Annotated in this window: 24 protein-coding genes; 9 read left to right on the plus strand and 15 right to left on the minus strand. The window is 42.9% G+C overall.

The window, feature by feature from the left end:
* Positions 1-26 precede the first annotated feature (26 nt).
* Together ACFFGT_RS00515 and ACFFGT_RS00520 are read right to left on the minus strand one after the other, a co-directional pair.
* The gene (locus ACFFGT_RS00515; RefSeq protein ID WP_377020530.1) at positions 27-782 is read right to left on the minus strand and encodes a polysaccharide biosynthesis/export family protein; all 756 of its coding nucleotides are present in this window, start codon (positions 780-782) and stop codon (positions 27-29) included.
* Positions 783-857: 75 nt separating this feature from the next.
* Positions 858-2,018 (minus strand): DUF1972 domain-containing protein, encoded by a 1,161-nt coding sequence (locus ACFFGT_RS00520; RefSeq protein ID WP_377020531.1) that lies wholly within the window; start codon positions 2,016-2,018, stop codon positions 858-860.
* A gap of 379 nt (positions 2,019-2,397) precedes the next feature.
* Here ACFFGT_RS00520 and ACFFGT_RS00525 point away from each other — a divergent pair, with 379 nt between their 5' ends.
* Positions 2,398-3,063 (plus strand): acyltransferase, encoded by a 666-nt coding sequence (locus tag ACFFGT_RS00525; RefSeq protein ID WP_377020532.1) that lies wholly within the window; start codon positions 2,398-2,400, stop codon positions 3,061-3,063.
* Positions 3,064-3,065: 2 nt separating this feature from the next.
* On the opposite strand, the gene ACFFGT_RS00530 is transcribed toward ACFFGT_RS00525, so the two are convergent.
* Genes ACFFGT_RS00530 through ACFFGT_RS00570 form a run of 9 tightly spaced genes read right to left on the minus strand, consistent with a single transcriptional unit; the run spans position 3,066 to position 13,371 of the window.
* Positions 3,066-3,671: an acyltransferase gene (locus ACFFGT_RS00530; protein WP_377020533.1), complete on the minus strand. Its 606-nt coding sequence runs from the start codon at positions 3,669-3,671 to the stop codon at positions 3,066-3,068.
* A 27-nt stretch (positions 3,672-3,698) separates the two neighbouring features.
* Positions 3,699-4,415 (minus strand): acyltransferase, encoded by a 717-nt coding sequence (locus ACFFGT_RS00535; protein ID WP_377020534.1) that lies wholly within the window; start codon positions 4,413-4,415, stop codon positions 3,699-3,701.
* Positions 4,366-5,538 carry a glycosyltransferase family 4 protein gene (locus tag ACFFGT_RS00540; protein ID WP_377020535.1) on the minus strand — a complete coding sequence of 391 codons (1,173 nt, stop codon included), beginning with the start codon at positions 5,536-5,538 and terminating at the stop codon, positions 4,366-4,368. The genes ACFFGT_RS00535 and ACFFGT_RS00540 overlap by 50 nt, the downstream gene beginning before the upstream one ends.
* A gap of 1 nt (position 5,539) precedes the next feature.
* Complete coding sequence (locus ACFFGT_RS00545) at positions 5,540-6,838, minus strand: glycosyltransferase family 4 protein (RefSeq protein ID WP_377020536.1); 1,299 nt, start codon at positions 6,836-6,838, stop codon at positions 5,540-5,542.
* Between the two features lie 3 nt (positions 6,839-6,841).
* Positions 6,842-7,612: a glycosyltransferase family 2 protein gene (locus tag ACFFGT_RS00550; RefSeq protein ID WP_377020537.1), complete on the minus strand. Its 771-nt coding sequence runs from the start codon at positions 7,610-7,612 to the stop codon at positions 6,842-6,844.
* A gap of 12 nt (positions 7,613-7,624) precedes the next feature.
* Positions 7,625-8,899: a hypothetical protein gene (locus ACFFGT_RS00555; RefSeq protein WP_377020538.1), complete on the minus strand. Its 1,275-nt coding sequence runs from the start codon at positions 8,897-8,899 to the stop codon at positions 7,625-7,627.
* Entirely contained in the window at positions 8,887-9,543 is a 657-nt protein-coding gene (locus ACFFGT_RS00560) for an acyltransferase (RefSeq protein WP_377020539.1), read from the minus strand. Before ACFFGT_RS00560 ends, ACFFGT_RS00555 begins: the two co-directional genes overlap by 13 nt.
* 17 nt (positions 9,544-9,560) lie before the next feature.
* Positions 9,561-10,922 (minus strand): lipopolysaccharide biosynthesis protein, encoded by a 1,362-nt coding sequence (locus ACFFGT_RS00565; RefSeq protein WP_377020540.1) that lies wholly within the window; start codon positions 10,920-10,922, stop codon positions 9,561-9,563.
* A 46-nt stretch (positions 10,923-10,968) separates the two neighbouring features.
* Complete coding sequence (locus tag ACFFGT_RS00570; protein ID WP_377020541.1) at positions 10,969-13,371, minus strand: GumC family protein; 2,403 nt, start codon at positions 13,369-13,371, stop codon at positions 10,969-10,971.
* 365 nt (positions 13,372-13,736) lie between these two features.
* On the opposite strand from ACFFGT_RS00570, the gene ACFFGT_RS00575 reads away from it, so the two are divergent.
* Positions 13,737-14,135: a hypothetical protein gene (locus ACFFGT_RS00575; protein ID WP_377020542.1), complete on the plus strand. Its 399-nt coding sequence runs from the start codon at positions 13,737-13,739 to the stop codon at positions 14,133-14,135.
* Between the two features lie 15 nt (positions 14,136-14,150).
* Here ACFFGT_RS00575 and ACFFGT_RS00580 read toward each other — a convergent pair whose 3' ends face one another.
* From ACFFGT_RS00580 to ACFFGT_RS00590, 3 genes are read right to left on the minus strand one after another with little or no spacing between them, the layout of a single operon-like run.
* On the minus strand, positions 14,151-15,239 hold the full coding sequence (locus tag ACFFGT_RS00580; RefSeq protein ID WP_377020543.1) for a hypothetical protein: 1,089 nt from the start codon (positions 15,237-15,239) through the stop codon (positions 14,151-14,153).
* A 7-nt stretch (positions 15,240-15,246) separates the two neighbouring features.
* Positions 15,247-16,098 carry a methyltransferase domain-containing protein gene (locus ACFFGT_RS00585; protein WP_377020544.1) on the minus strand — a complete coding sequence of 284 codons (852 nt, stop codon included), beginning with the start codon at positions 16,096-16,098 and terminating at the stop codon, positions 15,247-15,249.
* The gene (locus ACFFGT_RS00590) at positions 16,091-17,848 is read right to left on the minus strand and encodes an FAD-binding protein (RefSeq protein ID WP_377020545.1); all 1,758 of its coding nucleotides are present in this window, start codon (positions 17,846-17,848) and stop codon (positions 16,091-16,093) included. The genes ACFFGT_RS00585 and ACFFGT_RS00590 overlap by 8 nt, the downstream gene beginning before the upstream one ends.
* 123 nt (positions 17,849-17,971) lie before the next feature.
* On the opposite strand from ACFFGT_RS00590, the gene ACFFGT_RS00595 reads away from it, so the two are divergent.
* The 7 genes from ACFFGT_RS00595 to ACFFGT_RS00625 all read left to right on the plus strand — a co-directional run bounded on the left by ACFFGT_RS00595 (position 17,972) and on the right by ACFFGT_RS00625 (position 25,096).
* Entirely contained in the window at positions 17,972-18,658 is a 687-nt protein-coding gene (locus tag ACFFGT_RS00595) for an NUDIX hydrolase (RefSeq protein ID WP_377020546.1), read from the plus strand.
* 280 nt (positions 18,659-18,938) lie between these two features.
* Positions 18,939-19,835 (plus strand): NUDIX domain-containing protein, encoded by an 897-nt coding sequence (locus ACFFGT_RS00600; protein WP_377020547.1) that lies wholly within the window; start codon positions 18,939-18,941, stop codon positions 19,833-19,835.
* A gap of 4 nt (positions 19,836-19,839) precedes the next feature.
* Positions 19,840-21,255: a nicotinate phosphoribosyltransferase gene (locus ACFFGT_RS00605; protein WP_377020548.1), complete on the plus strand. Its 1,416-nt coding sequence runs from the start codon at positions 19,840-19,842 to the stop codon at positions 21,253-21,255.
* Positions 21,256-21,305: 50 nt separating this feature from the next.
* The gene (locus ACFFGT_RS00610; protein ID WP_354484149.1) at positions 21,306-22,208 is read left to right on the plus strand and encodes a ribose-phosphate diphosphokinase; all 903 of its coding nucleotides are present in this window, start codon (positions 21,306-21,308) and stop codon (positions 22,206-22,208) included.
* 316 nt (positions 22,209-22,524) lie between these two features.
* A complete protein-coding gene (locus ACFFGT_RS00615) occupies positions 22,525-22,839 on the plus strand; it encodes a hypothetical protein (protein ID WP_377020549.1) in 315 nt (104 codons plus the stop codon).
* Positions 22,836-24,305, plus strand: a complete 1,470-nt coding sequence (locus ACFFGT_RS00620) for a metallophosphoesterase (RefSeq protein WP_377020550.1) — start codon at positions 22,836-22,838, stop codon at positions 24,303-24,305. Before ACFFGT_RS00615 ends, ACFFGT_RS00620 begins: the two co-directional genes overlap by 4 nt.
* Before the next feature lie 269 nt (positions 24,306-24,574).
* Complete coding sequence (locus ACFFGT_RS00625) at positions 24,575-25,096, plus strand: hypothetical protein (RefSeq protein ID WP_377020551.1); 522 nt, start codon at positions 24,575-24,577, stop codon at positions 25,094-25,096.
* A gap of 211 nt (positions 25,097-25,307) precedes the next feature.
* On the opposite strand, the gene ACFFGT_RS00630 is transcribed toward ACFFGT_RS00625, so the two are convergent.
* Positions 25,308-26,201, minus strand: coding sequence for a flavin reductase family protein (locus ACFFGT_RS00630; protein ID WP_377020552.1), 894 nt, complete (start codon positions 26,199-26,201; stop codon positions 25,308-25,310).
* Between the last annotated feature and the right edge of the window lie 103 nt (positions 26,202-26,304).

A 26,304-nucleotide genomic window follows, 5' to 3' on the forward strand; every position in this document is an offset into this window, starting at 1 on the left:
AACGGTTTTAAGAAGAAGAAAAAGTTTTACTTTATTGTTGTTATGATAAGCGCCGAGTTAAGCAGCAGCAGTATAGGTTGTATTAAAGTTGAAAAATTCTGTAATTTTTCATTCCGTAACGACTTTCTATTTTGTTCAATATATACAACATCATTGTTTTGCATCATCATGGCCGGGCTGGATAATGAAGCTACATCACTCAGGTCAAGCTCCATGATCTGCGGGTTAACAATTCCGCCGCGCACAATTTTAACACGTTTCTCATTCCCTTTATCGGTAATGCCACCGGCTTCGCCAAGCATATCAATTAAGCTGGCATTATCCTTTATTAACTGGTAATTACCGGGGCGCCTAACTTCACCAAGTACCGTAACTTTAAGGTTAATGATCTTTACATCAATAATGGGGTTTTTGATGAGGTTTTTTCCATACAGGTCCTGGATTTTATTGGCAGCTTCCAGTCTTGATAAACCATCAACCTGTACCCGCCCAATTACAGGCAAGGCAACGGTACCGTCCTCGGCCACTTCATAACTTTGCCCGAAAGCAGCTGCACCTCCTGGCGATGAAGCGCCTGCTCCTGTACCGGTTGAAACATCATCAACTATGTATTTGATATTCTGCAGGTTTCGCACCTGTAAAATATCCTGCGGCTTTATTTTATAGATTTGTGCATTCCCTGTGAACCCCGCTATCGGCGAGCTTGCATCTTTTTTTTCAAGGAAAGCCTGATTCTGTTTATAAGAGCATGCGCCGCAAAAATTCAGCAGCAAAAACGCCATTAAAATCAATTTTAATGGCGTGGGGAAATTACATTTGATCATTTTTTTATTGGGGGAATAAAATTGGGTTATTATTTAAGCGTTTTCCAGATATAGTGCAACTTCTACATTTCCTGGTAGCGCAGGCTGAGTTTTCACTGTGCTCAGTTTTATGCTTTCGAAATGACTGGCGTACGAGTTCACAATATTTTCGCAGGTATAAACCGTTTTGATCTTATCTGTATTACTGGCCAAAAAGTGCTCATATGCATTATCGCTTTTGCTTACCGCACGCAAATGTTCGGCTACATCCATTGCTGTATTAAAATAAAAAGCATCATTGCCCAATACCGCACGGTTAAATTTATTATCATGCGAACAAACAAGACTGTTTGAAGCCATTGCTTCAAGTAAAGAAGGGTTTGTACCGCCAACCGTATGCCCGTGGAAATACAGGTTAGAATGGTAGCGCAGGTTGTTCAGTTTCCCCATGTCATAAACCCCTCCCACAAACTTTATTTTATTGAATGGCGCAAATTTCAATTTCAAATATTCGCCAAAATCATTGGCTGTATTACCAACTACCAGGAAAGGTCTGTCACTGTCGGCCCTTACAACACCGTCAAGTATAGTTTCCACACTATTTTCGGGCTCCATTCTTGCAATCAGCATATCATAACCATGAGCCTTAATGCCGTATTCATCCAGGATTGCCGGATCAGGATTTTCGAACAGTTCGGCACCATAGGGTATAAAAGTTGCTTCCTTTTTATATTTATTTCCTAAATAACGCTGTATCTCGGGCGAATCGGCTATCAGGTGATCGCTGTATTTCACTGCCAGCTTTTCGGCAAACTGCAAAAAACGCTGTACCGGCTTCGAGTATTTAGCCCGTTTCCATTCAAGGCCATCCATATTAGTGGTAACTACCGAATTACGCGGAAAAAGCCATGACCAAACCGAACTGCTTGTATAACCCAGCTGCAGGATAATATCAAAATTTCCCTGACGCAAATCCCTGATACAGTTAAGATCATAAAAAAACTGGCCTACTGTACCCAATTTACACTCGGGGTCATAACAATGCCGTATTTCAACACCATTCCATTCTTTTTGCTGGTATGGATGGTTATGCGAGTTGTAAACCACAACTTCATAACCCTTTTTTACTAAACCAGCCGATAAATATTCGGCACATTGTTCAAAACCACCATAGTGATTTGGGATACCTCTGGTTCCGATGATAGCAATACGCATAAGCCAAAATTTTGATATTATATTAATATTAATTAAAAAATACATTAGCTTTAATACCCATTTCAAAATCCGGCTTAATAACTAATGAATGACTAATATTACGCACAAATACGCAATTTAGATACTTTTTAAAGGTACATGAACGGAATGAACGGGATGAACATACATGAACAAAACAAACGGGAGTTAAATAATAATTCCTAAATAATACTATTATATCAATTATTATTTAACAGGTATTCTATGTATCTTTAACCCTCTCCAAACCGGAGTCAGGGAGCTGCTTTTTGAAAGGAAAGGGGCATTACAGCTAAATGGGGATTAAAAGAAATTTATGTATATTTAAATATGTTCATGGCCATTTAAACCATATCAATAAATGAGCAAAACACTAAAACTGCTTTCGCGTATCAACCTGAAAACCATCATTTTTAATTTCAAATACTTCCCGTTTAAAACAGCCATAAAACTGCCGGTTTTAATTTCAAACAATATTTATCTTCACGAAACCAAAGGAAAGATTACCATAAACGGCCCCATCAAAACTGCGCTGATACAAATTGGTTATGGTAAAGTAGGGATCTCCGATTTTAAAAGGGCCCGGGGTGTTTGGCAGGTGTTTGGTGAAGTGGTTTTTAATGGCCGCGCCTTTATTATGCACGGCTGCAAAATAAACGTTGGCGAAAACGGGCAGCTCATTTTTGGCGAAAACTTTAACATGAGCACCGAGTGTGCTTTAGTGGCCGAAAAGAAAATAACCATTGGCAACAATAGCGGCATCAGTTGGGAAAGCTTAGTTATGGATACCGATTTCCATCATATTTTCGATGAAAACGGCCAGGTTTTTAATCATCCCAAAGAAGTTATTATTGGCGATAATGTTTGGGTGGGTTGCCGCTGCACTATTTTGAAAGGAGCCAACCTACCAAATGGAAGTATTATTGCGGCAGGATCATTAGTGACTAAAAAACTGGTTGGCGAGAAAAGCATTTTTGGCGGCAACCCGATGCGGGTGCTAAAAGAAAATATTACCTGGAAATATTAAAATCAGATGATTGGCAGGATGGCATTGCCCAAATCATAATTAAGATTTTCGTTTCGTTTTGCTATAGGTTTGGCTGGTACCCCGCCAACTACGGTATATGATGCAACATCACGGGTAACAACAGCACCTGCAGCAACTACGGCACCTTCGCCAATGGTAACACCGGGTAAAATTATTGCCCGTGAACAGATCCAGGCATAATTACCAATAGTAACCGGCGCACCGGTTTGCGCAAAACCGCTATCGTTGTAATCATGATGTAAAGTCCAGATCATCACCTCATTACTCAGGTTAACATTATCACCAATAGTCAATCCGCAACGTGCATCAAGCAATGCACCATGACCAATAACCGAACTATTCCCTATTGTTAAAAGCCGCGGCCTCCTTACCTCAAACCTACGATAAATACCGGTATTCTTACCCACTTTCGCTCCCAGGATACGCAGGCAAAATATCCGTAGTGTATGAAAAGGCAGATAACCGACAGCACCACAGATCATATAAATGAATGAACCCTTTAATTTATCAAATGGCGTTACCACAACGGCAGCGGGAGTTTCTTCCTGTGTTACATTCACTATATTTTGTTCAGCTAAATTCATCATTATATTGACATTCAAATACTTGCAAACCTAAGCCACTTTCCCTACAGTAATTACCTTACGGTTTTTCAAAACCTTACCTGGCACACCAGCCACTACCGAATCATTATCTATAGAGCGGGTCACCACGCTCCCGGCAGCTATTACACAACCATTGCCTATAGTTACCCCGGCTAAAATGATTGCCCCCGCCCCTATCCAGCAGTCGTTTTTGATAACTACACCATTACGCGATACTCCCTGATCTTTAATATTCACATTGATATCCGAAAAATTATGGTTTTCGGAAAACACCTGTACGCCGGGGCCAATAATCACATTATCCCCTATTTCAATACCGCCTTGCCCGCCAAGGTAAGCACCGGCATTTATACCCGTATTATTTCCTATACTTATCCCCTTGCCCTTTTGTGAAATAATCCCTGTACCAACCAATGTGCAATTACGGGCAATGGATACATTATCTTTTACCATTATGCCATCATACGAAAGCGCGTTGATAAACACATTATCCTCGATGATCAAATTTTTACCCGCCGAAAAAAGATAGGCATGCTTGATTTTTACATTACGACCTATAAAAAGCAGGCCTTCAACATGTTTCAAAAACATACGTTTCCACCCGCCCCGCAGTATTTGCCCACACCGGCCCGATAGTATTACCCCCATATCCCTGAAGGTATACTTGCTTTCCCATTTATAATCGGGGTTGCGTTTGAGCTTCCGAATAATTTTCTCTACCAGCATAAGCTTCAGTAATTAAGGTCAATATTTCATTTGCAGCTTTTGTCCATGAAAATTTACGCGCCTGGGCAAAGCCCTGCTTCACTTTTTCATTATACAGAGCCTGGTCATTTAAAAGCAATTCTATTTCAAGGGCAATCTCATTTTCATCGTTAGGATTGGCATAAAGCGCTGCAGTTCCGCAAACCTCGGGCATGGCCGTGCTGTCCGAAACCACAACCGGAACGCCGCATTGCATAGCTTCAAGCGGCGGCAATCCAAAACCTTCAGCGTATGACGGAAAACAAAACACCTTTGCGCGCGCGTAAAGCAAATGCAGATCCGCTTCGGGTACATGGCTGGTAAAAATTATACGTCCCCAAAGCTGTTTTGATGTTATGTACTCGTCAAGCTCAGGGTACCTGCCAGGCTCTCCGGCTATAACCAGCTTAAGATCAAAATCTTGCAACAAACTTAAGGCCCTAACCAGGCTGATAAGATTTTTGCGGATGTTTACCCTGCCAACATAAAGCAGGTAAGCCCGTGGCAAATTGTATTTTTCTTCAAGGGCTATAATATCATTTTCGCTATAAGTGTGAAGGGGCTTAAAAGCTCCGTTAATACCGTGATAAACCACGCTGATCCCCAGCGGTGCAGTTACACCATGCTTTTGCATGCGCTGTTTTTCACAATTGGATATGGTGATGATCTGATCGGCCTTTGCCGCAAAGCGGATCATCTGTTTAAAGTATGACACCTCCGTTTTAGTATAGTATTGTGGATAATCAAGAAACAGCACGTCATGGATGTAGGCTATTTTTAAAGCCCTTGCCGGCCAGGCACTGCCAAAATTTTGAAACAACACTGTATCGATATCATACAATAAAGTCATGAGCGGTACCAGGAACAGGTTTGATAACAAGTTAGGGATCCCCGGCAAAAAGATGAGTTTTACATGTGCCGGAAAATGCGCTTTGGCCCTGATCTTATTTTTACTCACCAGGAAAAGACATAATTCAAAACGATCGTCACCGGCACGAATAATTTCATCTACCAGGTTTTTAACCACCATGTGGCCACTCGGCGGACCATCAAAATACCATTTTGCATCTATTCCAACCCGTATTTTCAAGCCACCGTTACTCATATCACAAAGCAATTAAGTTTTCGTTTGCAATCAGGCAGGCCGCACTTTGCTCATGCAACCTGATAGCTTTTGCGTAAATATCATCCAGGGTATCCAGTCTTTTATCCCACTTAAAAGCAGCCGCATAAGCAATTGTAGTTTGGGCCAGCACTCTTAACAACTGAGGCTTCACGAACACTTCGTCAAGGCCCGCTGCTATGCTTTTCACCATTTCCGGGTATTCATCAACCGGTATTTTAATGCCGCATTTACTGCATATTACATCGCCCATGCCATGATGATCAATAGTAAGCGAAGGAACACCACAGCTCATGGCTTCAAAAACCACGGCCGGATTATCCTCCGCTATGCTGGTAATGATGTGCAGGTGAGATGCTGCCATCATACTCATGGCTTCGTTACGGCTTAAATGTCCCTGCCATATAATTTTATCCTGTAAGCCCAGTTTGGTTGCATACTGCTTTAGTTTACCGGTAAGCGGGCCGGTGCCCAGCACATTAAGCTGCCAGTTATCATTTTCAACAAGAGCGAGCGCATCAAGGCACATCTGCAGGTTTTTGCGCTCAATATGCGTACCGCACCATACTAATTGTATTATATCGCTATCAAACTTTGTTTCATTGAGTAATATTTCACCAATAATGCCTTGTTCAGACAGGTAATAGCTTTCGCGGCCAAACCTGTTCATGATGGTTTGCTGCCCGGTTTTAGTTGCCGAGATCAGTACATCGGCTTGTTCAAACGCCTTCTTTATGCGTGCTGAATAGCCAAGCTGTACCCTGTTAATGATATTTTTAAGTGTGAATTTAACCCGGGTGGTCAATGGTTTATTCCGCATTAAACGTTCATCGATAACCATCATCCCGCCTATTGGCCCCCATACCGTTGGTTTACCCAGCTTATATAAAAAACCAGGTTCACGGTAGCCGATTGGCCCAAGCTGATGTACAACATCTATATCAACTGTTTCCAATAGTTTCTGAGCTGCTTTATATGCCTCTTTCTGCCATAAATAATAAGCGAAGTAAAAGAACCAGCCCAAGCCTGCCTTGTTGAGCAGGTTAATGGTTTTGGCAAAAAAACCAGGCCGTACTTCAATAAAACTTACATTATCGATCTTATTTTCCGACAGAAATTGACGCATAGTTTGCGTATCACCCATATGATCGTCAGACATACCGTAGAGCACCCACAATTTGTGCCGGGTAGAGAGGTTTATGACCGTATTCCAGGCGGCGCCATATTCTGAACCTTTACTGGGCGATATTGCATAAGCCGATATAAGTATATTTTTATTCATACATTATGCTTGTAAAGTCATTGGTTTCCTGAACGGATCTTTATAAAAAAACCGCCAGCGCAGCCTGTTCAGGTAATTAAACAGGTATGATAACATGTAATTAAAACCGTTAAGATGCCTTCGCATTACCTTCAACTCTTCGCGGTGCATTTTAACGGTGTCATTACTTACACCATCGGTACGCATATAAGCTATCACCTTGTCAATATATTTTATACTGTAACCAAACCTTTTGATCCGTAAAAACATATCAAAATCCATAGCTATCCGCAACCCGATATCATAGTTGCCCACATGACGGTACACACTCCTGCGCACGAAACAACTGGGGTGCATAACATACATACCGAAATTAAGCCAGCCTACTTTACTTTTTTTATCACGCTCGGTGCCGTTGCCGCCTATCAGCCTGATATTACCGCAGCATACATAATCATCCTTTGATATCTTGTGCATCATGTTCTCTACGGCATCCTCAGCGTACCAGTCGTCGGCATTGATCATGCCTATCCACTCGCCACCCGCCATTGAGATCCCTTTGTTAAATCCATCGCCAATACCCTTATCAGGCTCACTTATACAGCGATCAATCCGGCTGCGGTATTTTTCGATGACCTGCAGTGTGCCATCGGTCGAGCCGCCATCAACAATGATATACTCTAAATTTTTATAGGTTTGATTAATCACGCTTTGTATAGTACCCTCAATGGTATTTACGGCGTTATAAACAACCGTGATAATGGTTACTTTTTGCGGTTTGTAAATTTGTTCCATATCCTATCCTCATTAAATATTTAAACCTGCCAATTGAAATTCTGTAAACTGCTGCCTGATTTTCAATTTATGCATTAACACATGTACGTTCAGGTAGCTGTAACCAAGCAGCACCATAACTATGCTCATTTCCATGTTAAAAAAGGCAGTTACGATATAATTGGTGAGCAGCAAACTCAATACACAACCAATTATTAAAGCCGAAAAAATGCGGATTACCGGCTTCCCCTTCACATCGGCATAGGAACGCCATTTGGTTACAATGAGACTAAAAAAAATGCTCATATAAACCAATACACCTACCGCGCCGGTTTTTACCAGGATATAAAGCCAGCCGTTATGTAAAACCGGGATATATTGAAAATCAGCATCCTCGCCCAGGTGTACAAATGTTTTCAGATCGATAAGCTTGCCAAGGCCGCCAAATATCCAGTCGCGCAGGCCGCCATCCAGGTAGCCTTTAAAGGCCATGAATGATTCATAGCCGCGATAACGCAGGTTGATATCCTGTTCGGTATTGAAATTACCCACGCTCACCTCGTTGAACGAGCCCATGATCTTGTTAAGGAATGTACTATCCGAACTTACACTTACGGTAATAAAGGGCACAACAATAACAAACAATCCTATTAAAAATATAACCGGGAAGATCCATACCCGCTTTATCCTGTCGGCAATAATCAGCAGCATAAAGCATAGGGTAATAATGAGATAGGTACGCGAAGCAAACATGTAGATGCCAAAGGCATTAATGCCTAAGAAAATCCTGAACAAATTGCGATGAAACAGTCGGATATCAAATTTCCAGGTGAACAATAAACAGGCAAATGCTATCGGTGGTGCAGGCGTGCCTACAATACCGATAGCGTAATGGGCCGAATAGGGATCGGTTAAAGCCCCTACCCCCATGTATGATATCGAAATACCTGTAACAAGGATAGAAACCAGCATACCGGCTATAACAACCGTTTTCAGAAATAGCTCAACCTCAATACGCCTTGCCAGCATAATACCTGCAAGCGTGAATAATATCGGTATTGAGAAATAATAAAAATCCTTAAAAATCAAGTAAGTACTGTTTTGATAACCGGCTATTAAACCCAGCATAGCCGGGATAAATAAAACAGCAAAAACCCCTGCCATTTTGATTGCTGCAAACTGGTGTTTTACAGGCGGCAAAATGATCAGCACAGCCAACCCAAGCACAGGCGCCTGCATGTGAAAAAATGATGCCAGCACCATCACCAAAAACAAAAGGGCATAAACGGTTTGATTTATCTGCTGCATGTTTCCAATTCCATTTTATAAGTATCACGTATATAAACCGCGGGGTTCCCGGCCCAGATCTGCTCATCAGGAATGCTCTGAAAAACTACCGACCCGGCTCCTACTATCGAATTTTTGCCAATGGTTACCCCTTTCAGTATGGTGGTATGCCCCCCTATAAAGGCCCCGTCTTTAATGATGACAGGTTTGGTACGTAAGCCATCCAACCGTTCGGGGATATCATTGCGCGCTTCGGCATACAGCGAGTGGAAATCGGTATCATAGATTACGGTATTGATCCCTATCTTCACATGGTTGCCTATCTTAATTTTATCGTGGCAAATGAAGGCTACCGAAGTACAGCCTACATAATCGCCAATAGTTAACTCGCCGCCGGCTGCAACTACAAAATAGCATTGCTGCTGCCGCCCGCCCATGGCATGGTATTTACCACTGTTAAACCAGAATTTTTTACCTATGCTGAACTTTCCGTTCATGTTAACATCCAGGATGGGGATACCATAACCGGTAAAATCACTATTAAACTGCACCCCATTAAGGCGAAATTTAAAAGTGGTAACCATGTGCGAGTAGGTACGGGCCGATCCGAAATAGATAACCCTCAAGGCCCGGTAAAATTTCCTGATGATGTATGCTATTGTCATGTTGTTAATTCTCTCCTTTACCTGTTAAAAATGCCGGTTGCCGTGCGGTTTATAATCTTGTTGGTCTGGGTGGAGAAAACGATCCCCATCACTACAAAAATGATAGCATTTGCAAGCGGGATGCCGGCCACACCTATTAGCCTGCCCAATAAAACAGATAGCGGGATATTAATTACCGACGTACCTATTCCCAGATACAGCTGCAGCTTGATTTTCCCTATCCCGTTCAAAAACTGCACATGGATAGCCTGCCATATAAGCGTTATGATGTAAATGCACATGGCTATTGAAAGGCTCAGAGGTACCGAAATGCTTTTGCCTACCCAAACATCATACAGCCATGGCGACAGCACTGTAAGCGCTATAGTGCATAAACTGAGCCCAAGCCAAAGCTTGTTTATTTTAGCAAGGGTGCCTTTGATCCACTCGTACTCATTTTTTGTATAAGCTTCTGTAAACGCGCTCCAGAAAGGCGTTATCACCACCACAAAAAACATCAGCACTATTGAAAATAATTTATAGGCGATATTGAATGTAGTAACCTCCTTAGGGCCAAACAACTGGGTAATAACAATATTATCAGACTCATACATTACCAGCGCGCAGATCTGGATTATAAAAAACGTACTGCCAACGCCAAGCATTTGCCTGGCGCTTTTAAAGTTTACCACGCTGATGGCGGGTGCCAGTGACCTGTAATCGCCTTTAAACATTAGTACGCTTCCCCCAAGCAATACCAACAAAGGCACACCCGCCATCACCATCACCAACCAGGTTAATGAACCCGGCACAAATTTCATGAGTATTAATATGGCCAGCAACGAAAGTATCTGCCCAACAAAATTTAGCTGTGCTGTTTTTGCAGGCGCCTGGTTGGCAGCCAGCACCGTATTAATAAGCTGAACCACAAACTGAAAGCAAAAAAAGCCGAAGATGATCAGTACAATTTTGTTCAGATAGCCGCTGCCATTGTCAGGTACATTTAAAATGCCTGTCCATTTTATATATGGATTAACAAAGTAGAAAACCGCAAACATGAGTATGCCTATAACACACATAATGGCGTAAGTAGAACTGATGTAAACGCGGCCCTTTTCGGGCTCATTAAGCGCTATAGCCTGGGCCAGTTTATTTTTAAGCCCATTACCCAAACCCATATCAAACAAAGCGGCCCAGGTTATCAGCGAGCTTAATGTAAGCCAGATACCGTATTGAGTAGGGTTTACGTACCTGATGGTAAGCGGGATCATGACCAGCGTAATAACCACACTGCCACCCTTTAGCACTATGGAGCGAAAAATATTTTTTCGCGCCCTTACCGAGCGTTCGTGGCCTTTGTTAAAAAACCGGTTAATGCCAACTGTTAATACCTGCAACATAAAATGGGTTTAGGGGGATTTAAAATAGATTAAGAATAATTTTATGTTACCAAACGTTCATTTTTATTTTCCTGAGCCAGTCTGCCACCTTGCTGCTGCTATCTTCATAGCCCGCTCCGTAACCGTAACTGCCATATCCGTGCCCGTAACCTGTAATGGTATTGGTACGCATTTCAATATCATTTACAATCAGGTACATGTGTTTGGCTTTTTTGGTACGGTGCAAATCGTTTACAATACCCAGTTGTGTTTTGAGTGTGTAGTTTTGCCGTACCACGTAAAAGGTAACATCAACAAACTCTTCGATAATCAGCGCGTCGGATACCAGGCCTACCGGGGCGGTATCGATGATCACGTAATCAAATTTTTTCCTGAGATCTTCAATAAGTGTTTTCAGCCTGTCGTCCATCAGCAGCTCGGCCGGGTTAGGTGGTACCGGGCCCGATGATATGTAGAAGAAATTAGGGTTACTTTCAAACGGCTTAATGAGGCAATCAACACAGCCTTCGGGCGAGATCACATAATTGGTAAAGCCATATTCATCTTTCATGCCGCCTATGTTTTTGAGCAATTTGGGCTTGCGCAAATCAAGCTCGAGCAGCACAACTTTTTTACCTGTAAGCGCTATGGAATTGCCCAGGTTAAGCGAGATGAATGATTTACCCTCGCCGCTCATACTTGAAGTAAACATGATTACGTTCGAGCCTTTTTTATTATCAGTAACATACTTTAAACTGGTACGCAGGGCCCTGATCTCTTCGGCCACTGTTGAGCGGGTATCATTATAAACCAACGATTTTGAACGCTTATCGCCGCGGCTTATCTCGCCAAACAAAGGCACGCTGGTATGTTTATCGATATCGGCCTTGGTGTTGATGCGTGTGTTCAGCAATTCTTTAACACTAAGTCCGGCTGCAGGGATACAGATCCCGGCAATTGCACCAATAAGGTAAAGCAGTGATTTTTTAGGTGCAAAGGGCTTTTCATCGGCATCGGCATCATCTAAAATACGGCAGCTTGAAAGTGTGGCGGTTTGCGATATAGCCGTTTCCTCGCGTTTTTGCAGCAGGAACAGGTACAGGTCCTGTTTAAGACTTTGCTCACGTGCGTAATCCAGGTAAATACGTTCTTTTACCGGCGCATTTGAAATTTTATCTTCAATAGTGGCATTTTGTTTTTTAAATGCCGATTGTGATACCTGAAGGCTATTGCGATAATTGCTCAGGCTGGTTACCAATGCCTGGCGGGCCATTTCAATCTGCTGATCAAGGTTTTTGATCACCACGCTGTTATCGGTAAGGGTCAGCCTCAATTGCTCCTTACGCAGCAGCATTTCATTATAACCGTTTATGGCGGTACCAAAGGCCATATCCTTGGTAATTAAAGAACTTGGCACTACCTGAGGGTTGGCAGCATCATTTACATATTTATAAAGATCATTAGCTATGGCAAGCTGTACCTCGTTATCATTCAGTTTACTTTGATATGAGTTAGCACCCTCAATCAGTGCTTTTGATTGCGCATTGATATCCGAAATCTTGTTTTGAACTTTATATTGTTCCAGGTTTTTTTCAACCTTACCCAGTTCGGCGCCAACAACTACCAGGCGTTTATCAATAAACTTCATGGTACTATCGGCAATGCGGATTTTGTTGGCCAGGTTATTTTGCAGATATACATCCATCAGCTTTTGGAGTATTACCCGCCCGCGTTCCGGATTATTGTAGCTTAGGTTAAGGTCAATAACTGTAGCCTGCTTATCATCCAAACCAACCCCAAGGTTTTCATCCAATTCTTTTTCAATCTGTTTGGGCGTTTGAACCCTGATCTTATATTCGCCTTCGGGTTTAAAGTATTCCGTCTTGTGAAAGGTAAGGCTATACTGGCGTAAACTCACAGGCTTATCAAAAGTGCCTGTGATATTTTCAACACCTTTATCATTTACCAGCCTGAACGTATTGCTGTTCAGCACCTCTAAAGTATAATCAGCCGGCATTAGCTTATCGGTTTTGTAACCTATATTAACTTTAAAAGGAGTTTCGTCAAACACTTCGGTTTTGCGGAAACCATTGTTATCATAAACATGGATATTAAGATCAAGCAGGTAAACCACCCTTTTGAGGAGGCTGCGCGATTTAAGCACCTTAACCTCATTATCGGCATTGCTCTTGATATCAAACAAGGAAGCCAGATCAGAATTTACACCATTGGTAAGGGCTTTGGCAGGAGAATTTTTTTCATCCTCAACAATAATTTTGCTGGAGATGTTCCATTTACTTGGTTCGTACTGAATGTATACAAAAGTGGCGACAATACATACCACAATACCAATGCAGAAAAGGTACCAGTAATTAAGGCAGACGGCAACAAGGCTTCGGACATCGCCGGGGGCTTCCTCCTTTTTGTACACGAAATCGAGCTTGTCAGCTAAAAGGTCCAATTTATCCATATCAACATTTTTATTAAAATGCCAATAATCATGATAAAGCTATCTTTCCATAAGTAGAAATAATAAGCAGCTATAATGATCAGGGCAACAATTTTACTACGCTATTATTTACCCGAAAGTTAAGGCAGAAAAGCCGTTTTACCTTATCAATGAATGTTATGAACAAAGTGAACGGTTATTACATAATGAACGGAATGAATGATATAGCTTATATATAAAGGTATTTTGACCGGAGTAGAAGGCCCGCAACATCAACCTGCTGCAGCATGGTCGGCACGGCACGATTATCGTATAAGTTAATAACCCCTGATTATATGAAGGGTTACTTTTGCGTTGCTATGGTATTAATTATAAACCAAAACGCTATGCCTAAAATAATAATGGATGAAAGGAAATGGACTTTAGCTGTAATACTATTGTTATTATCATGCATAGGCATTTACAACCTGTATAATTATATCAACAGGCGATCTGAACGTGCGGTATCGTTCAAAAACTGCACTATAAAATATCAATACAGAATGGATTCGCCTGATATGGATGGAGAAGAATACCGTGCAGCCACAGGGCGATTAGCCAGTTGCCTATGCAAATCGTATTCGCAAAAACCAGACACTGCTATAGCCCGGAAAATAATGGAAATATATAACAGCCAGGGGCAGCATATTTTATTCAATACTGCACATATTAAAAATTACAGCAAGCTCGATTCGATAATTAAATACCAAAAATCAGTATTTGATACGCTGGCTTTGTATGATTGAATTATTGCTGTTATCTCAATAATCGTATATATGTTCAACGGGGATATGCTGAGCCTGCAGCTGTCTCAACAAAGCACTCAAATTGCCCACTGTGGTTACCAGTGCCATCCTGCTGATGCCCGGTTGAGTGATGATGGGCTGGGTAAATATCGGCTTAAAATCATCGCTGCTATTTAGCGCTTTACCCGTAAGTACGGTAAGCATAATAGCGCCTTTATTACCCGCTATCTCTTCAAAGTTAAAACCCGATGATGCCAGCCTTGAAGCCTCTGTATTGAACCGTGCATAACGGGGCAAATCGGCCATGAGCATGCCATTTGGCAGTTTTACCGCCCCCGGAAAATCAGTTATCCCCTCCGGTGTTTTATTGAAAACAACTTTGGTGTTCAATAAAGCTGTACCATAGGCCGATTGCGTACCCAAACCAATAAGCCAGCCATAACCGCTTTTGATCATAAGTTCGGTAGTGAGGTAATACCGGCGCTCAAGCTTACGAAGCAAATGCGGTCCCGCAAGCGGTATACCTGTCCACAATGCTTTAAGCTGATGATTAAAATCATATTGATACCAGGGCAGGTCTTCAATAAACTTAACATAGCTTTGTTCATAAGCAGCGTTAAATTTATCCTCACCGGTGATATCAGTTCCGGGCGAAGTATCGGTTACCCGCCCTACAATAGTTTCATAAAACGATTTGATACTATACTCAACCGTGGTACTGCCTGCAATAACCATGATCATTACATGATAACCGGTATTGAAGGGGTAGTTACCTTTAATCTGATCATAAACTATACCATAGCTCCCCCACATCTGGTCAACATGTTTCATGTACGGAAAAGTGGTAGACGTATGCGTTTTAAAATAAGCCGCCTGTTCTGCCGGACTAAAAACCAGGAACCACTCGGGGAATGTAAGAAAAGTTTGATCGGGCGGGCGCACATCTTTTTGCGGTATAAGCGGATGAACGGTTTCAGCAAGCCATGCCTTATCTACTACCAGCCCCTTCCCGGCAGCAATGGTTGAAGGCTTCCTGTTTTTGATATTGAAAACAATAACAGCAAGTACTACCGAAATAAGGGTTAAGATCCTGAGCCTGCGCATACGGGTATTATTTGGTAAACAACATTAAAGTATTATCTGAAGGGTCTTTATCCTGAAGGATCCTTTTACCGGCATCCTTAAATCCGGCTTTTGATATAAGGGCGGCCCACTCATCGGCAGGTTTGAAATTTTTGAAATCTTTTTGCTCAAAATCCCAGGATTCGTTAAGCCCCACGTTAAAAACTGTATGCACCAGCGAAACAAAAGTTGCCATCCCGGCCGATTTAACATCATGGTCCCTGATAATAAATGAGCCTCCCGGCCTCAAAATACGGTATATCGACGCAACAAAGCCGTCAAGCCTGGCTACCGGGCAATGGTGTAAACCTATGTAACAGGTTACAACATCCACACTGTTATCGGCAATTGTATTTATAGGTTCATAACCGTTAACATCAATAAAAGAGCCCAGCTTGCCCAGTTGCCCGCGTTCCATAATATCTCCCGGCGAATTAGTTGGCGCTATATCATTGATCAGGTAAACAGGGCCGGTAACTTTTATCTCTTTCCGTAACTGGCTGATATATCTTCCCGTTGAACCAATCTCAACATAGCCATCAATCTGTTTTCTGTCGCCGAGCAGGCCGAGGGTTTGCCGGGCTATTTCCTTTTTTTGCTTTTTGAGGGCTGGCAAAGCATAAGTAAGCTCCGAAAGGAAGGGCTTGATACCCGAAAGCTTGCCCTGTACAGCCTTATAGATCTGTTCATCGGTACTATTGGCAGCTGTTTCCTGTTTAATGAGCTGATGAAATTTATCCTCGGGATATAAATGAAATATCACTTGTAAAAAGCGGTAAAAATCATCGCTCCATTTGGTATCGTTAAATACGGCTTTAAATGCCGATGCAGTATTAGCCATTGTTTTGCATGTTTAAAGGTTTATAATAAGTGTCCCACAAAGTATTCCTGAATCTGTTTTGCGGATCGAGCTGTGCCTTCAGGTCAAATAGCTTTTGAGCATTGGGATATGCTTTATGAAATTGATCGGCGGTTGGGTGCACCTGGTAAGGCAGGTAATAAGCCCCCTTAACGGCTATTACGGCATCGGCCAGTTCACGGGTCCATACGGCAACAGCCTGTTTTGAAGCTTCGTCGGTACGCTGTTTATAGTATACCACAAAGGCAAAAACCTCTTCGCGTGCCCAGGCCATATAAGTACCCGGATCGGCCATGGCATGCCTGATGGAAACGTTAAGTACATTCACATTAAAACGGATAAAGACCTCAGCCATTGCTGCTTCAAATTCTTCAAAACGCTGTACAGGCACAAAATACTCCAGTAATACGTAAGTGCTATCGGTACGCGACCGGGGCTCCAGCTCGGCCACATCATAGCCGGCCTCATAATTACGCCAGTGGATCCTTTTACCGCGGAACAGCAAAGGGTCAATAATGAACTCCCTTCGCCATTTGCCCAAAGGTGTTTCCGTAAACGACCATAAAAAATAGCGCTCAAGCGGGTATGATTCCTTAAGCGGCATCAGCCTTGTTTTAACTGTGGGCTTTTCATCCGTTTCCTGCCAGGTAACCGCCCGCAGCCTTTTGTATTTTGGTGGATAAATATCGCCGTTATGAAATACGGCCCCGCTATTTTCCCTGATATTTTCAAAAAAGTAGGCTTTATAATCCTCAACCCGCATTTTTTTATCAATCCGCTTAATGGCAAGGTTGTCGGCCAGTTCAAGCTGGGCCTGTGCTATAATTCCTATAGCGTTGTACCCTCCTATCGCGCCAAAAAACACTTCTTTATTTTCAGTAACAGAGGCATGCACCAGTGAGCCATCGGCCAAAACAACATCAATTGAGCGTACCGAAAGCACAACCGGCCCCATGCCCATATAGCGGCCATGGGCATTTACACTTAACGCACCACCCACAGTAAAATTGGCATAAGTTTGCATGATCTTAACACTCAGATCGTCGGCATCAATATGCTGCTGAATATCGCACCAGCGGATACCAGCCTCAACCTTTATAAGCTTCTGCTCCGTTGAATATTCAAGCACCTGGTTCATGCCCCGCATGTCAATATGTACACTTTGCGTACTCGCGGTTTGCCCGCCCATACTAAACCGCCCTCCGCCTGTTGAGATCTGGCCGTTGGTATCCTTCACCATCTGGCATAGCTCGTCAACAGATTTAGGTCGTAATACCTTTGAAACCACTACCGGGTTAAGGTGGGTAACATCGTCGATAATACGTTCATCAGTTTTTAAATGCGGAATTTCCCGGCCATTATCATTCTTAAAATAATCTGCCGCTACACCCGGTACCGAACCATAAAAATTGTTTGCATAACTCCCTTTCCTGAGGCCGAGCAGGTAAAAGAGCCAAAGCGGGCCAAAAACCGGTACAAGCAGCGCCAGCAGCCAATATCCTGAACGCCCATGGTCATGAAGGCGTTTGGTTGAGGTTGCCATAATTATCCAAAACAACAGTGGATAAAGCACAAAAGTTGCACCCGGCCCTATGCCAAACAACAATGCATTATACAATATATAAAACGTACACCAGTAAAATATAGCGGCAGTCCAATACACACCGCGTGATATCCTTCCGTTAAAAGTAAAAAGCAGGTAGCTAACGGGTAACTTTTGTTTTAAACGCATTGATCTGTTTAAGGTATAAGGTATCAGCGGACCAGTATTTTGCCCTACCAGTAAGCTAATATAACATGTTAGTTTTAAAAACAAGTATTTGGGCTGGGGAATGTTAATCCCTACCTTTGTGTTATGCCAGTTGCCCAAAACATAAAGGTTGCCGTTGATGCCGTAGTTTTCGGATATACCTCAAAAGAGGGCTTATCTGTGCTGCTCATCAAACGCAATATCGAACCTTTTAAAAACAGCTGGGCATTACCGGGCGGTTTGGTGGCCGATCATGAATCGTTAGAGGAAGCTATTCAGCGTGAGCTGAGAGAGGAAACCGGTGTCAACATCACTTACCTGGAGCAATTATACAGCTTCGGCCAGCCCGGGCGCGATCCGCGGAACAGGGTGATCTCTATAACTTACTACGGCCTGGTAAAACCCGATGCCTTTGTAGTTGAGGCCGCTACCGATGCCAGCGATGTAGCCTGGTTCAATATCAAAAAACTCCCCGCACTGGCGTTTGATCATACTACCATCATCAGCGTAGCACGCGAACGCCTTAAAAGCAAAATGCTTTATCAACCCGTGGGCTTCGAATTGCTTGAAGAAAAATTCCCCTTCTCCGAGCTTGAAAAGCTCTACCTCGCCGTGCTCGACCGCCCTATCGACCGTCGTAATTTTAAAAAGAAGATCACCAAATACGGTTTCCTGGAAGAAACCACCGAAAAACAAGCCCTTGAAGGCGCCGGACGCCCGGGTAACCTTTTCCGTTTTAACGAGGAAAAGTATTATCAGCTGCAAAAAGAGGGAATTAGTTTTGAGATATAATTAATTCGCCGACATACCCTACATGTCATTGCGAGGCACGAAGCAATCGCACGGAAGCATAATCGCCCTGTAGAGCATGCGATTGCCACGTCGCGCCTATGCTCATTTCCATTTCGCTCCTCGCAATGACATAGTTTTATTTGGCGGTGCAGAAACCTACCCACCATGCTTCGACATGCTCCGTCTGCCCCATTTTTTATTTTCTTTCAAAAAAATCAAAAAATAATTTGCGTATTAAAAACACATATTTATATTTGTGTACAATTAACGCAAAATAGAAATGAAAACAGGAGTAATTATAGCACGCTTTCAAACGCCGTACCTGCATGAGGGTCACAGGCAACTGATAGCACAGGTTAAGCAAAATCATGCCAAACTGATCATACTGCTGGGCGTTAGCCCCATAAAAGGCAGCCGCAAAAGCCCTTACGACTATTACACGCGTGAAAAAATGATTAAAAAAGATTATCCTGAAATTGTGGTGCTGCCCATCAGTGATAATCCGAGCGATAAAATCTGGTCGGATAATCTGGACAACCTCCTGAAAAGCGTTTTCAATGCCGAGCAGTTTTGTTTGTATGGCAGCCGCGACAGCTTTATCCCCTACTACAGCGGGAAGTTTGAAACCATTGAGCTGCCCGAACATGGCGACTATAACGCTACTGAACTGCGTAAACAATATGCCGATAAAGTTTTCGACTCCAATGATTTCCGTGCGGGCATCCTGTACGCTTACTATAACCAATACCCCAAGGTATACCCTACAGTGGATGTTGCGCTGTTCAGGAATAACCACAGCGAGATCTTGTTGGGCAAAAAAGCCATCAACAATAAATGGCGTTTTGTAGGTGGCTTCTCCGATCCGGAAGATGCCTGTTATGAAGATGCCGCCAAACGCGAGCTTACCGAAGAATGCGGCGAAATGGAAACCACCACCATGCAATACGAAACATCGGCCAAAATAAACGACTGGCGCTACCGCAGCGAGGCAGATAAGATCATTACCCTGCTATTTAGCTGCGATTTTATTGATGGTGAGCCTAAGGCACAGGATGACATTGCCGACCTGGCCTGGTTTAAGTTAACCGACCTGCCTTTAATGATAAAAGACGGTTCCGTTAGCGAAGAACACATTGAATTGTTTAATTTCATCACCGGCAAATACCTTAAAAACTAAAGCCATGAAAAAGGAAAATTTGATTCTTTTAGCCGACGCATATAAATACGCCCATCATAAATTTTATTACCCAGGCACAACCAATATCTACAGTTATCTGGAAAGCCGCGGTGGCATGTTCAGCGAAACCGTTTTTTTTGGTCTGCAATATATTTTGAAGGAATACCTACAGGGCCCGGCCTTTAACCAGGTTGATTTAGATGAGGCCGATGAATTTCTGAAACAGGTATTTGGCCGTAACGATGTTTTTGATTGCAGTAAATTTCAATACATATTGGATAAATACAACGGTCACCTGCCGGTACGCATCAAGGCCGTGGCCGAAGGCACAAGCGTACCCACCGGCAACGTGCTCATGACCATCGAAAACACCGATCCTGAATGCTATTGGCTCACCAACTTCCTCGAAACCCTGCTCATGCAGATTTGGTACCCATGCACTGTGGCCACGCTGAGCCATGAGGTTAAAAAAGTGGTTACCCAGTACTACGAAGAAACCGCCATACCCGAAGCTTTCGGCGGGATTAGTTTTGTGCTGAATGATTTTGGCTTCAGGGGAGTGAGCAGTGTCGAGAGTGCCAAAATTGGCGGCGCAGCCCACCTGCTTAGTTTTGCAGGAAGCGATAACCTGGCAGGTTCTGGCATGGCTATTAAATACTATCATGCGCAAAAAGTACACGGACTGAGCATTCCGGCTACCGAACACAGCATTTGCACCCTGCTTGGGGAGGAAGGCGAACTGGAAATATTTAAACACGTGCTGCGCAGCTTCCCTACCGGCGTTATTGCCTGCGTGAGCGATAGTTTCAACATTTTCCGCGCCTGCAGCGAGTATTGGGGTGAAGATTTGAAACAGGAGGTCCTGAAACGTGATGGCACACTGGTGATCCGCCCGGACAGTGGCGACCCGGTAATGACCCTTTTAGAAATTTTTAAAATCCTGTTTGATAAATTCGGTTTTACTACCAATGCCAAAGGTTATAAAGTACTGCCTCCGCAGGTTAGGGTGATCCAGGGCGATGGTGTTAATTATACTGAGATCGGTGTGATTTACAAAGCCCTTAAAGCAAACGGTATCAGCGCCGAAAACCTGGTGCTGGGCATGGGCGGCGCGTTACTCCAAAAGGTCGACCGTGATACCCAGAAATTTGCCCTGAAATGCAGCAGCGCGGTGATTGATGGCAAAGAAGTAGCTGTAGAGAAAAGTCCTACCGAAATGGATGCCAATGGCAACATTACCACCAGTTTTAAAAAGAGCAAAGGCGGAAGGTTAAAACTGGTAAAAACTGCCGAAGGATATAAAACCGTTCACCAGGACGAACAACCCGAACTGGCCGACCAGCTCCAAACCGTTTTTGAAAACGGCCATATCGTTAAAGAATTTACTTTTGAACAGGTGATCAATACTTTGAACAACTAACCAATTCATCAGCTTTTAGCCTTGTGCTTTCAGCTTTATGCTTATAAAAAATGAAGAAATTACTCTTTGCCATAACCGGTTATGAATACCTCGCCGAAAAAGTGCTTGCCCTTGGCCATTGCGAACGCGGTGAGATTGAGGTAAGCCACTTTACCGATGGCGAACGCTACCAGCGCATCCTCTCCAACGTGGAAGGCAGGGAGGTATTGCTGATCGGTGGAACCGTGAACGACAGCGCCACGCTTGAACTTTATGACCTTGCTTCATCACTGGTGAGTTACGGGGCCGATTCGCTTACGCTGGTGATCCCCTACTTTGGTTACAGCACCATGGAGCGCGCCGTTAAACCCGGCGAAATTGTGACCGCCAAAACCCGCGCCCGCCTGCTCTCGGCCATCCCAAAATCAAACCGTGGCAATAAGGTCATGCTGTTCGACCTGCATAGCGAAGGCATCCAGTACTATTTTGAGCAGGACCTGTACCCTGTACACGTATACTGCAAGGACATTGTAATAGAAGCAGCCACCCGCTATGGCGGCGACAATTTTGTAATGGCCAGTACCGATGCCGGCAGGGCAAAATGGGTGGAATCATTAGCTAACGACATGGGTGTAAATGCTGCCTTCATCCTCAAACGCCGCCTCAAAGGCGACCATACCGAAGTAAGCGCCATCAACGCTGATGTAGCCGGTAAAACGGTTATTATTTATGACGATATGATCCGCTCGGGAGGCAGCATCGTAAACGCCGCGCTGACTTATAAAAACGCCGGTGCCGGGGATATTTATGTGATCACCACGCACGGCTTGTTTGTGAACGATGGCATTGGAAAGTTAAAAGCCTGTGGAGCTATTAAAAAGCTGATCTGTACCGATACGCATGTAAATTGTAAGGATTTGGAAGGGGATGATTTTGTGGAGGTGAGGACTGTGGCGGGGTTGATTTGTGGGTAGTTTTTAAAATGTGATGACCCTTACCTCAGTTGAGTGCATAGTTTATACCTTTCATGTGGGCCACACCTTACGGCAGCATTTTAGATCTTTTCGTTACCGCATACTGTGCGTTGTGGTAAATTTACTAAGTGGCAGATTTGCTTGCGGTGGCGGGGAAATTCAGATTTTACATTTAATTGATCATATATACTCTAACAAACTAATCTTCAAAATCGAATCTACATCGAATATCCATAGCCTAACAATATTTAAATAACGTACTGATTGTTAGGTTTATTAATGCCTGTTTTTTAAATTAGCAAAAAAACCTAAAATTATGTATCACACAATTACTCCTGTGACCAGTGGTCACGAACCGATTATTATCGAACAAGAATCTTCCGCACAAATGATTTTATTCAATGCCGGTCCCGCTACAATTAAAGCAGAAATTTGGACACAATGGCCGGGTAAAATAAACGGAAAATATCCCGACAACGCCTACGAAGCAAACTATAATTTAGAACTGCGTGCAGGAAACGAAAAAGTAATTTCGGGAGCTTTTGTAAGGGTAAAATTATTAGAGAGTGTGAATAATCAACAATTTGCCGCCATTGGCACAAGAATCCTTCCTTATTTTCAATCAAAATGATAACCTATACCAATCAAATTCAGATATTGCACCTTTCAGATATCCATTTTGGTGCACATCATATATGCAATCCGCCTCACGATGGCGCAAGTGCAGGTTTCCCCAAATTAGCTGACCTAATTTCAGAAGACCTTCAATCAGATTTTGACGGGCTAATCTCTCCGAAAGAAAACACGGATTCTCCTTTAATTATAGCTGCATCTGGAGATTTTACTCAGCGTGCTGAACATAATGAGTTTGTCGAAGCAGGTAATTTCTTAGTCAAATTAACCGACCAACCGTTGCTTGGAAAAAAAGTAGCGCGCAAAAACATTTATACTATACCCGGGAACCACGATGTAACTTTTGCTGCGTCAAGCCACGAAGAACGATTTCAACCTTATATTAACTTTTACAACAAGTTCTATGAAAATATTCGTCCGACAGCTGCGTCTCATCATGCCGAAAAGCTTACCCAAATTCATATTGATAACTTAAATGGTAATAAAATATTCATTGTAGAAATCAATTGTAGTATGTATGTTCAACAAGGCACGGTTGATTCAAGCCGCGGTCAGATTGATATGGAATCGATTCGACGGCTACGTTTGGAACTTACAGAATTAGCCCAAAAGCCAGATTATAACGACTATATCAAAATCGCCATGATGCATCATCATGTAGTGTTACTGCCTTCTTTTATAGAAGCCGGTCGCGGTGTTGATTCTATTTTAAATGCCGGTTATTTATTGGAATTATTAAGTTCAAATAATTTTCATTTAATATTGCACGGACACAAACATTATCCACAAATTTTTAATTATGAGCCGTTGCCGCTATGGTCCGCTAATAGCACAAATATTCCGCAATTAGTTATTTCAGGGGGGAGTTGTGGTAGTAATGAATTACCAAATTGGGTCAATACAGCTTGTAATACTTATGGACTAATAACTATTAAATGGCATCCCGCAGCGAAACAAGCCAGAGTTCGGGTTATAACTCGTGGGCTCATACGTATAGGGTACGGGCTGTTAGCACCGGATCAGTGGTATTGGAAGACACTTAATGTTAGCGATAAAATTCTTAGACCGTACCATACAATTCCTGAAGTTGGTAATCTTTCTATAGAAAAATTATCTGATGCGGAAGATATTGAGCGCAAAGAACGTTACGCAGAACAACGAGGAAAGATGCCTGTGGTAGAAGTAATGCCTTCATTAGTACCAGGTCAAGCTTATGAAGTACGAGCTTGGATCGTTTCACATGACAATATGGTTCTTAACAAAGAACAAGAATTAGCCAGTGTCGAATGGTCAGCAGGTAAGATGTTCGCAAAAATAGTTTGCAATGACGATGACAATCCCAAATTCAGTATCTCATACCATTACTGGGGACCAATGTTGATTCAAGCAAAATTGAACTTCAAAGATGGTTATACCACCAACACATTTATTTACGCGCGACTTCCCAAAGATGAGAGCAGATAAATAATAACAAGACTACTACCCGCTACTGCAACGTCCTTGCTTGTGCCCCCCGCTGCCGCAAGCGTCCTCGCTTGTGGACCGTGTTCAGGTGGAATGGCGGGCTTGCAATTGAGCCCGGCCAAGAAAAAGTGGTAACTGTGAGATTCTTGTCAAGTTTAAAAATAGAGCGCGACCTAAACATTGGCCGAAAATGGTGGATACATGAAGGCCCGTTTTTCGCTGGAGAAGCTAAAATAATTGAATTTACTTAAATAAGGCAATCATTTTAAATGATCATTAACCCCAAGGCAAAATTAGCTATAAGCATTATTGGATTGTTTTTGTTGTATGCTTGCGCAAACAAACGACCTAAAAATGTTATCTCAAGAATTGAAATAGCAAGTGATGGCGGTGAGCTACCATTCAACGGCCGGGTATTTGCCTTTGACAGCACGCTAAATTGCAGCTTTTACGGGGGAAAATACTTTAAAAAAAGAGGGTTCTTCAGGGGTAGGATCACATCTGAGTTTTGGGAAAACGTAAACAAGAAGCTGGCAAATACAGATTTTAAAGATGCCGCTTCTACAGATAATATAAGCACGGCTGATGTCCCATATCTTGAAGTAAGTATATCTACAGGCAGTTATAAAAAGCGAATAGTTAGATGTACTTGTGGTAAAAAAACTCCTTTGCTGAACATCTTGGAATGGATATTAAAAAATTACGATCAAGCCAGTCTAACAAAAAGTAATGACTCTATAAGGTTTGAAACTACTTATCAATATCCATTGAAATTCCCTCCTACGAGGTAAATAATTCAAGTGCAGATGAGATCACGAGTACTCGGTCCTACAGCCCAACGCCCCTCGCTGCCGCAAGCGTCCTCGCTTGTGGCCCACGTTTAGGTATACAACATGACGAGCCCGCTTGCATAACTTGGCATGATGCCCACAAGCAAGGACGCTTGCGGTAGCATATGTAGCTTTGATAAAGGCTACCGCAACATTGCAAGGCTTAAATAAACTACATCAACAACACTTTCCAGGCATCCATTACCCGGCCGTTATCTAACAATTGCCTGGCTTTTATATGCAGGTGCAGGGTGCGGCTGTCACTGATGGTAGCATCAACCAGTTCTTTCATTTCGTCGGTTCGAGCAAAAGCTCTTACCTCCTCATCGGATGGTAGCGTTTCAACAAGCCCCAATACCCCCAGGTTATTCCCGGTTAATACTTCGGAGTATTTAACCTCTTTTGGAAAAGCATCTACGCCGATACCTATTCCGGCACTGCCTGTTGGTTTGGAAATTTTAAATAAATTATCGCCGGTTACCCTACAATACCAATCGCCGCCTAAACGAGCCACCAGATCTATTTTATGCGGGTCTATTTTATCATTAGCATCCAAAATAGCTTCACTGATATGAATCCGTTTTACCTCGGCAACAACCAAATTACCCGCGCCCCCGTTTTTTCCTAACGATATCACATCATTCACCACACATTCCAATTGAACGGTCGATTCCGCTACCCTCGGTGGCTTTACCGTCTCCGAAGCCAATTCAGTAAACCCCGCTTTCGAAAATTCATTTACTCCTTTTTTGTAATCCATACTGGTTAAATAGGTCTGCTGCACCATATCGTAGTTCACAATATTGATCACACATTCAGGCACTTCCAAAACGTTTTCAAGCGTGTGTTTAGTGGTATTATCCCGCGCCCTGCTTGTAGGCGAAAAAACACATATTGGTGGATTGATACTAAAAACATTAAAAAAACTAAACGGACTTAAATTAACCCCGCCGTTTTTGTCAATAGTAGATACAAAGCATATCGGCCGGGGCGCAATGGCATAGTGCAAATAAACCTGCATTTCGGCCGGTGTTAACGATGATGCATCAATAGTTCTTAACTTCATTCAAATTTTTGTTTAAAGCTTAATCAGCCTGCCAGCCCTCGCCGCCGCAAGCGTCCTCGCTTGTGGCCCGCGTTCAGGTCTTCAACATGGCGAGCCGCTTGCA

Source organism: Mucilaginibacter angelicae, from assembly GCF_042434235.1.
In the GTDB taxonomy this organism is placed as follows: Bacteria; Bacteroidota; Bacteroidia; order Sphingobacteriales; family Sphingobacteriaceae; genus Mucilaginibacter; species Mucilaginibacter angelicae.